The organism is Methylobacterium sp. GC_Met_2 (assembly GCF_026540795.1).
Taxonomy (GTDB): Bacteria; Pseudomonadota; Alphaproteobacteria; order Rhizobiales; family Beijerinckiaceae; genus Methylobacterium.
In genome coordinates, this window is sequence record NZ_JALNUM010000157.1 from 1 (window position 1) to 11890 (window position 11890).

Genomic DNA, 11890 nt, shown 5'->3' on the forward strand with positions numbered 1-11890 from the left:
CTAGCGCTCTGACGCATTCACTTCGTTCATGCGAGTGAGCGCTAACTCTTTGGTTTTGCATCAATTTTTCCAGACATGGCTGACTCCCCCGTCTGGATCGATGCACTAGCCGGCTTCTGGATGAGGCCAGATGTCAGAGCGTAGTGCCTGGAGAGCCGCATGATCCAAATTTCGTGAGCGTGATTGCCCTCAAAATCCCAATGAACATTTGAAAGATTTGATTTCGTTTTCGCTACCCTCTGCGGTTCTCTCGCAATCACATTCGATAGACTCCAATATTATTTCATAAAACTTATCGAGCGTCCCGTCGACAGTGAGATTATGGTCGGCTTGCTCAATTATAATCACCGGTCGTCCGAGCTTTCTTTCGACATCCGATGGCGTGCGCCCGAGTTTCGCGTGCACCTCCATTAACCCCGGCTCATTCGGACTGAACACGAGGGTTAAACTGGCGCCGCGCCGCCTGATACGTCCGATGCGGCCAGCGACTGTATCCTCAGCATACACAGCTTTGAACGGAACAGAGACAATCTTTTTCAGACTTCGAACGGCCAATCGCACGAGCTTAGCGGCGATGTCTGAAATTCTCTGGGGATTACGAAGTAAGGCAAGCCAGGATGAAACCTTTTTAGCTTCGTTTGCGTAGCCGGAGATACCCCAATAAGGATTTCGTATCTTAGTTTCGACATCGTATAAGGGATTCCAGTCGAAACAATACAAATTAAATAAAATAGCTGACCTTATCCGATGATCACCCTGAATGGCATGAAAGCCCAGAAATGCACCGCTGCAGAAGCCAACAACCAATATAGGTGCTGACGATAATTCATCCAAATAGTTCAACGCAGCGCGCACATCTTCGGCCGCATCCAGGGCGTAGAGCGGGGAAGAACCGTCCTGTCTATCGGGGCTGTCACCGATTCCGCACAGATCGAAGCGAAGCGATCGAATGCCGGACCGGGCAAGTCGGCGCGCCAGGATAGCAATTTGGCGACCACGCCCGGACCGCGCATTCCGACCTGACCCGAGGAAGAGGATCGTCGGTGCGTTCGCGGCCGGCCGGTCCGGACGGCATAACGTTCCAACAAGACCCACCCCGAACCGAGCTGGTGCCTCAGTCCAGCCCGGGCCGCCGATCGCTCCCGCAGCGCGAACCGTTGGGGACACCGCGGACGCCGGCTTGGCGTCTGCGCAAGCATAGGTGACAACGGCCTCGAAGGTGTCCTTCGGGGTTTCGGAGAACAGGTCACCGATCAAAAGCTGCGCGAGCCCGGCAAACGGCGCAGAGGTTACTCGGCTGCCAAGCTCTTCGTAGCGTCGAGAAAGCTGCGCGGTGTCGGACCCAACGATCAGGACGTTTGGAGCTGGCGCATGAGTGATCGCCATCAAATCGACGGCCGAGAGATCGGCAACCAGCGCTGGGCCCAATCGGAAGCCCCCGAGCAAGATATCGCCAGGTGTCTGCGGAATCGGCTCATCAGTCGGGAGACGATCGACCGTACGTGACCGCAGGCGCATCTCCCGCAGGTAAGCGTGACCGCTCGTAAAAGGAGCGAGGAGCACAAGACGGTCGATGCTGCTCGCAGCGGCGGATAAGGCTGCAAGCGTTGCACCGAGACGAAGACCGACAACAACAATCTCGTCCACGCAAGCTTCCGCGCGCAGATAGCGCACTGCGCGCGTGATCGCCCCAACCAAAATTTCGGCGCGCATGACCTCTACGTCAGCTGAATTCCCGTCTCCGGGAAAGTCGAACCGTAGCGTTGCGCAACCGGCATCGGCGATTTGGGCCGCCAACTCTCGCCACGCCCGATAAGCCGAGAGTTGCTCGAACCCAAGCGTTCCACACAACACCACGCCGCGACGAGTCGACCCGGGCCGGAACCAGCCGAATACCCCGTCGAATGCGACAGGAGCTTCGAGTGCCGGATACAAAGATGATGGAATGTTCGCTAGCATAGCTCCGACCGCCACCGAAGTGAAAATTGTCAAACGTATCTATTATACCGCTAGAAAGGTTCCCAGGAGGAACCACTGCAAATTTTGTCCATCATCTTAACACGAACTCGGTAATTGTCGCGCGTACAAAAATTATATTAGTATGAATAGCACATTTTTGATTTGAATAAAGATAATTTGGATCTAATTTTATCAATACGTCGTAGCTCATAACAACAAACCCGAAAATATTATAAAGTAAAATAATAATCTATTTATCAATACAAGTCATTGTCTCGACTCAGAACAGGAAAAAGTACCATGAAATTGAACTTCAGGCATTACACCTCGCAGCGTTTGGCCCCGGACAAATCAGTCTCCGCCTTTAGTTTCTGACAAGCAGCAGTATATCGAACACTCATGCATTGTTCAAACTAGGATACATACCAGTACCGGGTTGTCAAAGCCAATTCAGTGCCTACGTAGTCAATGCCTAGCGGCGAACAGCAGCAATGGGAAATATTCGACGTCGATCGAACGGGTATGCTTACTGGTGGATCGGTCACCGGATGTTGCCGGATCGGGTAAGGTTGCGATTAATCTGCACCCATGGAGCGCTAGGGTCAAAAGTTATGTATGATCGAGAGTTACCGAGCTGAATGTCCGATTTAGCTGGGGTAGCGGAGTTCAAGAAGCTGCCAGCGCAAGATCAACAGCCTATCGATCTCCTTGTCGAGCCGTTGCTCAACCTTTGACGAATCGGACCCACTCCTGATCAAGACAGTAAGCGCGCCTGCCGCTAGCGTTGAACGTATTTCGGCCTTCACGATGCGACGGTGCAAGCTTTCACAGCAGTCTCGAAATGGGGTGTGACCATACTCATGCGTCGGTCGGAGCATTTGCCAAGCGGTTATTTCGGCGGTTGCGGGGCAAATTGAGGCCAGCCCTGTAGGATGCAAGGAGCAACTTTTCCTCCGACGAAACGTTACTGCTCGCTGCGATTTCGGTAGCAGGATACGTTGGCTGTGGAAGCGCCGTTCGCAGGCTACGATGCCTTCGTTGATGTCGATCCGCGGCTCGATCCACCACAGCGACACGAAACGCGCCCTCCATCTTTCCGCTTCGTTCAAAGGGCGCGGTTTGGTTTTGGGCGTGGATCGAATGACTGCGCCAATCGGCTCAGAGGCCGCGCAACAGGCAGAGCTTGCATCGGACCCAGGCCGCTGCGTTGCAAAACGTTTCCAAATGGCTAAGCTTCTACGCAGTGCCTGCGTAGCGGCCTACCCTTCACCGGAGATTGCCCATGCTGGTCAACCACGAGCGTCGCCTCCTTACGAAAGCCGCCCAGGCTATGGACGGGCACATCTCCATCAAGCGCGAGATGGATCGGGCTTGGCCGGGTGATCACAGTCGCCTGAGTGGCTTGGCGAGCCGGGGCGACCTCGTATGGGTCGGCGAGCGGGCGGGCCCTCATCTCGGCGGCACGTTCGCAACATGGCAAATTACCGACGCCGGCCTTTCCAGGCTGGAGCGGTTGTCTGCTTAAGGCGACTGTCGCGTGGGAGCAGCGCCGTCATGACGGCGCTTAGAATGGTGCCGCCGTCAGGCTGATCCCCCGACCATCACGAGCCGGTCTGAATCTTCACGCGTTTGGCCGCGTTCGAGCCTTCGTCCTTTCACACCGATGATCGAACTGGCATATGCTTCACCCAAAATGGGATCGGAGACATGCCTGAGAACGAAGCCTGCGAAGGCGCCGTTGCCCTGCTCAGACGCCAGCACGAACGGATCGGCGAGTTGTTGCGTGAGCTGAACGATGGCCGCTGGTGGCCTGACGATCACGCAGGCAACGAGGATGCGGCAATCATGCTGGTCCACACGCGCGCCATCGAGGACAGCGTGCGCGCCATCGACCGGATCATCGCCACGATGAAGGACTGAGTTGCACAACCGCCCAGAAGGCTGGCGCTAGCGTTTCCGCGGCGCCAGCGGCACGTCCAATGCGCCTCACGGCAGATGGACTGGACGAACCGCTAGCCCAGACGAGGCGCTGCGTCCTACTTCTTCGGTCCCGAGGTGGGCTTGGCCGTGACCATACCCTTGGTCGATGGCGCCGAGGCGTTCGTCTTCACCTTGGCCGCCTTGGGCTTCTTCGCTTCCCGGTTGCCGCGCTTGTTGTCCGTTGCCATGAACGTCTCCTCGTGAGGGTAGGTGACCTACTCTCTGAACGGAAACCCGCAGAGTCGGTTTAGGATGCCACCTGCCGGAACTGCACCCCAGCGCCAGCGCGGAGAGCCAGCGTTGCATCGGGCCTCTGGTCAAGCTTAGGACGGTGCCATAGGGCGAATAGGAGGCGTGGTTGAAAGAGCTCGAACAGGGCAGCGCGGAAGCGGTCTACGTCTCGGCCATGGTCGGCGAGATGATGCAACGCGTTCTGGAGGACACCCTCACCGAGCTCGCAAGGACCAGAGGCGCTGTCTATCTCGACATGTTCGTGGAGCGTGAGTTGGCCCGCTACGCCGATCTGTTCCGCGAGCGGCCCGATGACACGCCTCAAACCACCAATATGCTGCGTTCTTGGTTCGCACTGGAAGGCAGCGCAGCATTGCGTTCCATGGTCAAGCGCGCGAGCGTTGAGGCGAGACGCGATTGATCGCGATCCGGCGCCACTCGATCTTCGGGTGCAGCATTGGGGACGAGCGCGGCTTCCCTGCTCAGCGGCCGTCGTAGCGCTCCGCCCGATCCAGGCGGCCCGTCACGCAATAGACCACGACACCGATTGCAGCGGCGGCGGGCGGGGAGCCAGTTCCTGTTCAGCTCAGCGAGCGATAGCGGTCAGGCTGCCCTGCCTTGAGCAGCCGCCATGTACTTGCGTGCCTCGTGGGACGGGATTGGCGGGCTGAACAGGAAGCCTTGGACCAACGTGCATCCCTCGCGGCGCACGAGGTCTAGCTGCTCGACCGTCTCGATCCCTTCGGCAACGATGCCCATGCCCAGCCGCTCGCCGATACCGACCACTGCGCGCACGATCGCGGCCGCATCCGGATCCGCGATGTCGCGCACAAATGCTTGGTCGATCTTGATCTTATCGAAGGGGAAACGCCGCAGATAACTGAGGGACGAGTAGCCGGTGCCGAAGTCGTCCAGGGCGATAAGCACACCGAGGGAGCGCAGGCGGTGCAGGCAGGCCAGTACCGTGTCCGAGTCCTGCATCATCACGCTTTCAGTCACCTCAAGCTTCAAGCGTGTCGCGGGCAGACCGCTAGACGCCAATGCGGAAAGAACCGATGCCTCCAAGCCCTCGCGTCGCAACTGCACCGCCGAGACGTTGACCGCTACGTGGATGTGGGCGGGCCAATGAATCGCCTCACGACAGGCCTCCTGCAACGCCCAAACGCCGAGCGGCACGATCAACCCGGTCTCCTCAGCCAGCGGGATGAAGGTTCCCGGTGAGATCTTGCCCTGCGTCGGATGATGCCAGCGCATCAGCGCCTCGAAGCTGACGACTGCGCCAGTCGCGGCATCCACGACCGGCTGGTAAGCCAGCTGGAACTCACCGCGTCGGATCGCCTCTTTCATGTCCAGGCCAAGCTGGCCGCGCAGGGCGATGCGGACGCCCGCATCTATCTCAAATTCGCGATACGTGTTTCGGCCGGCAGCCTTGGCCTCGTACAGGGCTATATCGGCCCGCTTGAACAACTCGTCCGCAGTCGCGTTTTGCTCCGTGGCAAGCGTCAACCCAATGCTGACCCCGACCTCCACCACCTGTCCATCGAGGTCGATCGGCTCGCTCACGACCGCAATCAGCTGTTCGGCGATGCGGATGGCCCAGCACGGCGCGTCGAGGTAGGTGAGCACGATGGCAAATTCATCGCCGCCCAGACGAGCGACGGTGTCGTAGGGACGTATTACTCCCTGCATGCGATCGGCGACGACGCGCAGCAGAGCGTCGCCTGCCGCGTGGCCAAAGCTGTCGTTGACCGCCTTGAACCGGTCGAGGTCGCAGGCAAGCACGGCAAAGGGATTTCCGGATCGGGCAGCGTGAGCGATGGCTTGGTCAAGCCGATCGCGGAACAGTGTGCGGTTCGGCAGACCGGTGAGCGCATCATGCAGCGCCATGTGCCGGACCTGCTCCTCCGCTTCACGGCGTGTGGTGACATCGCGGAGGGTCGCGACGTAGCCGATCACCTGATCGCTATCGGTCTCGCGCGCGAGGCTCACCGAAGCCTCGATCCAGAGGTAATGACCCGCCTTGTGGCGGTAGCGTATGCACGCGATGAACCGACCGTCCCGCTCGTTTCGCGCTTTCGCCCATAAATCGGCGAAGATGTACGCATCGTCAGGGTGGGCGAAATCGAACGGTGTGCTGCCGACGAACTCCTCTGGTTCGTACCCGAGCATGCTGCGCACGGCGGGCGACACATAGAGGCGACGCATGTCGAGGTCGCCGAGCACGAAGACATCGTTGGAGTTCTCGGCGAGCAGCCGGAAGCGGCGCTCGCTCTCACGGACGGCAGCTTCCGCCGCGTAACGCTGTGTGACGTCGGTGAACGTGCGCACCAGCCCGCCACCCGGGAGCGGCAGACTGCGGACGTGCAGCACGGTGCCGTCCGCGCGCATGCGCTCGTAATCGTCAGCGCGGGTCTGTGAATCGCCGTGCCCCAGCCAACGCTCCAGGTGTTCGGGCAGGTGAAAGTACGCGCCATGGGCCGCTTGATGAGCCCGGACATCGGCGAAGGGAGCGCCGTCGCTCAGCAGATCTTCGGGCACCCCCATCATGCCGGCGACATGCCGGTTGTAGACGCGGACGCGATCATCCGCGTCGGTCATGACAAGCCCTTGGTCGATGTGGTCTAGGATCATGCGCAGGCGCAATTCAGAGGCCTGCAACGCACGCTGGGATGCGGCAAGGTCGGTGACGATGGTTCGGAGTGGACCGCCGTCCAAGGGGGCAGGTGCAGAAGTCGACACGGCCAGACCCCGTACATTCCAGTGTTCGGGATCCTCTACCGGTATTTGTAAATGAAATCGTTGATACAACCGAGAATTGAACACCGCTTCGGATATCGCCCTCGTTGTGATTGATGATTGCCTAACTGCGAGGGAGGTTCGGGCCTTACTGACCCTCACACCACATGGCAGCGCGGGACTGATCAGGACCGCGAGATCGAGGCGTCCGAAATGCTCTCACCAGAGGCGAAAAAGGCGACGATGCCGAAACCGATGGTGCTGCCGCGGCACCGGCGCGGCGGCGTCATCGCGGCCACCGGCGCGCTGAACCTCGACCTGCTGGAGCGCGCGTGAGGCAGCCTATCCCCGCTGTGCCAGCCTGCGCCCGATCCCGAACAGCAGCGTCTCGGACAGTCGCTGCAGATCCACGTGCTCGCCTTGTCCGAGGGCCGTATGCACTTCGATGCAGCGGTCGGCAGCTACGATCAAAGGGTCTTCGCCATCCTGGCTGAGCGCGGCAGCCGAAATGGAAGGGCTGCTGTGAACGTCAGTGGTGTCGATGTAGGCGCCCCGGCCGCGCATGATGCCTGTTTCATCGCGTTCGAGCGAACCGCGGCAGAGTACCCAGCAGACCTTGTTTGCTTCCACCAGGATCCGGAACTCGGCCGAAAACGGACCACCGGTCTGCCGTACACGGCGGATGCGTTCGAATATCCACGTGCGGTCTTCCGGATGCGTGCGAGCTAGAGCAGCCTCGAGAGGAAGCGGCTGGCCAGCGAGAGCGCCATTGCCTGCCAATAGGGCGGCTGCACCTTCATCGAGTATGGAGCGGCCCGCAGCGACATTTGTGTTCCACGTGCCAATCAGTCCGGCCGCGCGTAAGGCGGGATCCATTCGAGCAATAGAGAACATTCGTTCCATCCAACGCGTCCAACTACCCGCACGAGAAGTCACGCGCTGCGAAGGAGTACGGCGATGCTTCGTCTACCCGCATACAGGGCGAGGACAAGCTGTGGTTAGTTGCCGCAATCGTGAATTGCAAGCTTGGATGAGATATCCATTCAAGAGAAGATTGTTCTCCAAGCCAAGCACATCCAGGGCGGTTCGCTCTCGACTTAACGGGTAACGACAGTGGATGAGGATCGCACCGAGCGCATCTTGAAGCGGGTGGCGCAGACGCTCGCCGTCAACAAATAAGTGCTCCGCATGAATGCCTTTCACCACCGCGATGCGGCGTCCCAAACCACGTCAGAAGAACTTGAGCTTCTGAGACTCTTCTCAAAGATTGCAGATCCCAAGATCTGGCGATCCTGCTTGGAGTACGTGCGGGCCGCGCCTGTGCCAGCTGACATGGCAGCTGGATAGCGCACGACCCCGTCGCCCGACGATGATTTCGGCCGTTGCGCTCCCCTGACAAACACCGGTCGGGCGTTTGACGCGAATGATTGGACCGGCGAGACCGTAGGGACGCACTTCGCCTTCAGATCAACCGCGGCTGACAGCTCAGGCTTGCTCGGCCGCGGCCTGCACAAGTTTGAGGAGCCGCTGTCGCTCGGTCGGATCACGCACGCTGCTATAAGCGCGGAGCAGTGCAACACACTCGATGCTCATGTTGCTAGTGCTGAAGGCAGTACTATCGCTTCGTTCGATCGCTGCGTCCCGTTGCTCGGGCAGGTCGAACAGTACGGACAGGGGTAGCTGGAGTGCCCCAGCAATTTGCCGCAACTGCGCGACGGCCTTCGAACTCGGCGTTTTCGACTGCGGGTCGCAGGTCTTTCCGGCCATGCCCTCTGCTGCCGTGGCGCCTACCGTTGGAGGTGTCTTCGAGCCCACAAGCTTCTCCCACCGATAGTGCCATAATTTTGTATTCAATCTTATACAACCTAGGCTCACCGGCCAGTTGTTAGCACGCAACAGTCGCCACAATTTGTAAAAATTCGCCTTGAGGTTGTGGCGCTCTTCTTGTTACGCACATTGGCTTTTTCGTCGAACCAGGGACAGAGATGCCCAAGCCGAAGACCGTTGCGGGTCAGACCTGTCCGCGGGCGTTTCAGGGGGCCATCGACGCTCTGGATGTGATCGGCAGCTGGGAATGGGACTGCGTCTCGGATTTGACGCGATCCGACGCATTCGTAGCTTTGCTGTTCAATCTCGACCCTGATGAAGCGGAGGCAGGCACGCCGCTCTCCGCCTTTATCGACGGCATCCATCCTGAGGACCGGCAGCGCGTGCTCGCGTTGATCCTGCAAAACGCGCAGGAGGGCTGCTCCTACGTAGCCGAGTATCGGGTCTGCTCGGCGGATGGTGTGACACGGTGGGTTTTAGGGCGCGGCCACTTCTTGTGCGATCACAAGGGTCGTCCGCTGAGCGGGCGTGGCATCATCGTGGACATCACGCAGATGCGGGCGGGCGAAAACTCTGGAGATCCAACCAATGCCGACAGTACGGCATCGCCGCTGGAACTGGCAGTCGACCACGCGATGGCGGCTCAGCGGGCCATCGTCGAATTGCGAGACCCAGTTCTGAAGGCACGAGCTGATGCGCTCCTGTTCGATCTTGGCCGCAAGCTCGCGCAGCAAGAGGTACGGGAACGCCACAAACATATGAACTGACATGCCCAGTCTATCTTTGGCAGATGACCGGCACTCTGCAAAGAGCAACAGGTATGAGCCTTCATCTCCCGTCGCTTGACTTATTTTTCGAAGTATCAACCGTCGAAAAAGGCCCGTAGAAGTCCTCGACAGGGCGGCCAAGAGCCTCGCCGAGGCGTTTCAACACCCGCAGCTTGCGCTCACGCTCGCGAGCGGCAGCGGCCTGATCAATCGCCGGGAGATCGAACTCGCGGCCATCACCTTTATCACGTTCGCCCATGTCGGGCCTGCTATCGTGTGTAATCGTATCGCTGTATATCTGGGTTGCACGGCAACGAAAAGCCATGCTCGTAGTTGTGCTCGGATTACGGAAGCTTGGTTTGGCGCATGCCGCGTCGGTCCCCGGACGATACGTTCTCCTCGGCTCTTTTGCCGCTGACCAGCCTCAACATCGGCTTGTGGGAGAGCGATGTCGCAGGCGACTGCATCCGTGGTGATGTCGTTATGGCCCAGATATTTGGGCTGTCTTCTGTCGATGCCGCACGAGGCATCTCAATCAGGCGCCTGCTATCGATCTTTCATCCAGAGGATCTCGCCGCAGACACAGTGCGGCGGCGGCAAGTGCATGAGGAAGGCGGACTGTTCGTGTGGGAGCACCGCATCCTGCCGGCGCCGGGCATTGTTCGCTGGGCACTGGCGCGCGGGCATTTCGAGCGCGACCTAAATGGCCGGATGCGTGGGCGCGGGATCATCATAGACGTAACAGACACGCGGGCAGAGGGCGGTGCGGAAGGGTCGTCGCGCTTCCTCGCAGTCCCTGCAGCCATCGGAACCCCAGTAGAGCGTATGGCCGAGCGTGCACTGGAGTTGTGGGAGTTGATGCACGAGTTGGAGGCCGGCGCCGCTTCCCACCTTGAACCGCTTCTGCAGGCACTGATGCTCGAGCTTGGTCGCCAGATCGCATCCTCCTTGCCAGAGGGGCGAGAGACCGAGGCGGCGCCATCGAGGCATGTCTCGAAGTTCCACTGAGGCCGGCCATCGTCGGCGTGATTGGCAGCGCAGCGGCTCGTACCGATGTTAGTCGAGCAGTGCGTTCCTAGGCCCGCCCGGTTCGGCTTTCCGCTTGGCGGCTTCCGTCAAGCTCGGATTTGCCCGCGCCGGCCTTCCGATCTTCACGGCGACCTCGGCAGCCGTCTATTCGATGATCGGCCGTGCGGGCATATCGCCATCCAGGCCCCCCAGGATCTCATCGGCACACGCCAGTTCAGGGCGCGGCTGCCGTCCTCGAAGACGGCATTGAACAGGACGAAGTCTCGAATATGAGGGTCCTGCCTCACGCGCTTGGCTACATCAGAAGGCGGAAAGCCTGCTTTCTGACAAAGCCACAAGAATGGGCCTTTACGTCGCGACTTGCTGCACGCTGGCTCGCCACCACTGAGTCGATCGCCAGCACGCTGCAAGACGAGAACATTTGAGGCTCCTGTGCCTTTTCAAGAAGCCCCAGTACCCTCATCTCTGCCGATCCATCGATAAGCTGAACCATGAAGCTGCAGGATCCCGATAGGGCCTTTCAATTCGCCTTGTTCCCGTCGCGCATCTCGCCGGTGGACTCCTGAACGTGGGCCTCAAGGAACCAGAGCTGCTTATCGACCGCCCGCGAGATTTCGGTAAACAGGTCGGCGGTATCCGGATCGCCGGCCTCATCGGTTTCGTCGATGTTCTTCCGTACCGCATTGGCGTAGGCGGCGTAGCCGTCGATCAGCGCAGCCACGTGGTCGGCGATGGCGTAGATGCCGGTCGGGTAGGCCGGCAGCTTGGTCTGCTCGGCCACCGCCTGGGTCGAGCCGAACGCCGTGGCGCCGAGCTGCACCGCGCGCTCCGCGACCTTGTCGTTGAGGTCGTCGAGCTCTGTGCGGAAGCCGTCCAGCATCAGGTGGATGCCGATGAATGAGGGACCCTTGAGGTTCCAATGAGCCTGCTTGACTGCCAGGGCAAGGTCGATGCCGTCCGCCAGCCGGGCGTTGAGGGCTTGTACCGAAACCTGCTTGGCGTTCGAGTCGGTGTCGTTGCGGGTCTGGTGCGGTCGCGGGGTCGTGTTGGGGGCCATGCTATCGCTCCGATTGAGTCGATTGCGAAAGTCGCGTTCGCCTCAGCCGGTTCCTGCTGGCTTATCGCTGCAAGGGCACCTCGCGGACCCGCGCGACCAGCAGGATCGATTGAGTGTGCCGCTGGCCGACCTCCCGGGTCGAAACCGACCGGTACGGTTCTGATCGACCATGCTAACGCCGACCAGATCAACGCAATCGAGCAGGGTATCGTGCAGATCGACCTGTTTGCTGCTCAGGCTCGCGCCTACGCCGGCGGGGCTGACCAAACGAAGTGGTCAGCGATCGGCTCGAATGCTGAACGGG

The 11890-nt window shown here is 59.9% G+C and carries 12 protein-coding genes; 5 read left to right on the top strand and 7 right to left on the bottom strand.

The window, feature by feature from the left end; all coding sequences use genetic code 11:
- Positions 1-189: 189 nt before the first annotated feature.
- The gene (locus tag OXS49_RS30445) at positions 190-1959 is read right to left on the bottom strand and encodes an alpha/beta fold hydrolase (protein ID WP_267428348.1); all 1770 of its coding nucleotides are present in this window, start codon (positions 1957-1959) and stop codon (positions 190-192) included.
- A gap of 1282 nt (positions 1960-3241) precedes the next feature.
- Here OXS49_RS30445 and OXS49_RS30450 point away from each other — a divergent pair.
- Entirely contained in the window at positions 3242-3484 is a 243-nt protein-coding gene (locus OXS49_RS30450) for a hypothetical protein (protein ID WP_243998885.1), read from the top strand.
- 182 nt (positions 3485-3666) lie between these two features.
- Positions 3667-3879, top strand: a complete 213-nt coding sequence (locus OXS49_RS30455; RefSeq protein WP_243998884.1) for a hypothetical protein — start codon at positions 3667-3669, stop codon at positions 3877-3879.
- A 116-nt stretch (positions 3880-3995) separates the two neighbouring features.
- Here OXS49_RS30455 and OXS49_RS30460 read toward each other — a convergent pair whose 3' ends face one another.
- Positions 3996-4127 carry a hypothetical protein gene (locus tag OXS49_RS30460; RefSeq protein WP_267428349.1) on the bottom strand — a complete coding sequence of 44 codons (132 nt, stop codon included), beginning with the start codon at positions 4125-4127 and terminating at the stop codon, positions 3996-3998.
- Between the two features lie 170 nt (positions 4128-4297).
- Here OXS49_RS30460 and OXS49_RS30465 point away from each other — a divergent pair, with 170 nt between their 5' ends.
- Complete coding sequence (locus OXS49_RS30465; protein WP_267428350.1) at positions 4298-4591, top strand: hypothetical protein; 294 nt, start codon at positions 4298-4300, stop codon at positions 4589-4591.
- Between the two features lie 182 nt (positions 4592-4773).
- Here OXS49_RS30465 and OXS49_RS30470 read toward each other — a convergent pair whose 3' ends face one another.
- The 3 genes from OXS49_RS30470 to OXS49_RS30480 all read right to left on the bottom strand — a co-directional run bounded on the left by OXS49_RS30470 (position 4774) and on the right by OXS49_RS30480 (position 8673).
- A complete protein-coding gene (locus OXS49_RS30470; RefSeq protein ID WP_267428351.1) occupies positions 4774-6885 on the bottom strand; it encodes an EAL domain-containing protein in 2112 nt (703 codons plus the stop codon).
- Positions 6886-7248: 363 nt separating this feature from the next.
- A complete protein-coding gene (locus OXS49_RS30475; protein ID WP_267428352.1) occupies positions 7249-7809 on the bottom strand; it encodes a PAS domain-containing protein in 561 nt (186 codons plus the stop codon).
- A 582-nt stretch (positions 7810-8391) separates the two neighbouring features.
- Entirely contained in the window at positions 8392-8673 is a 282-nt protein-coding gene (locus OXS49_RS30480; protein ID WP_267428354.1) for a hypothetical protein, read from the bottom strand.
- Positions 8674-8891: 218 nt separating this feature from the next.
- Here OXS49_RS30480 and OXS49_RS30485 point away from each other — a divergent pair, with 218 nt between their 5' ends.
- The gene (locus tag OXS49_RS30485; RefSeq protein ID WP_267428356.1) at positions 8892-9500 is read left to right on the top strand and encodes a PAS domain-containing protein; all 609 of its coding nucleotides are present in this window, start codon (positions 8892-8894) and stop codon (positions 9498-9500) included.
- Positions 9501-9561: 61 nt separating this feature from the next.
- On the opposite strand, the gene OXS49_RS30490 is transcribed toward OXS49_RS30485, so the two are convergent.
- Positions 9562-9759, bottom strand: coding sequence for a hypothetical protein (locus OXS49_RS30490; protein WP_267428357.1), 198 nt, complete (start codon positions 9757-9759; stop codon positions 9562-9564).
- Positions 9760-9866: 107 nt separating this feature from the next.
- On the opposite strand from OXS49_RS30490, the gene OXS49_RS30495 reads away from it, so the two are divergent.
- A complete protein-coding gene (locus OXS49_RS30495) occupies positions 9867-10508 on the top strand; it encodes a PAS domain-containing protein (protein ID WP_267428358.1) in 642 nt (213 codons plus the stop codon).
- A 541-nt stretch (positions 10509-11049) separates the two neighbouring features.
- On the opposite strand, the gene dps is transcribed toward OXS49_RS30495, so the two are convergent.
- Positions 11050-11586: a DNA starvation/stationary phase protection protein Dps gene (dps, locus tag OXS49_RS30505; RefSeq protein WP_267428359.1), complete on the bottom strand. Its 537-nt coding sequence runs from the start codon at positions 11584-11586 to the stop codon at positions 11050-11052.
- Positions 11587-11890: the final 304 nt, after the last annotated feature.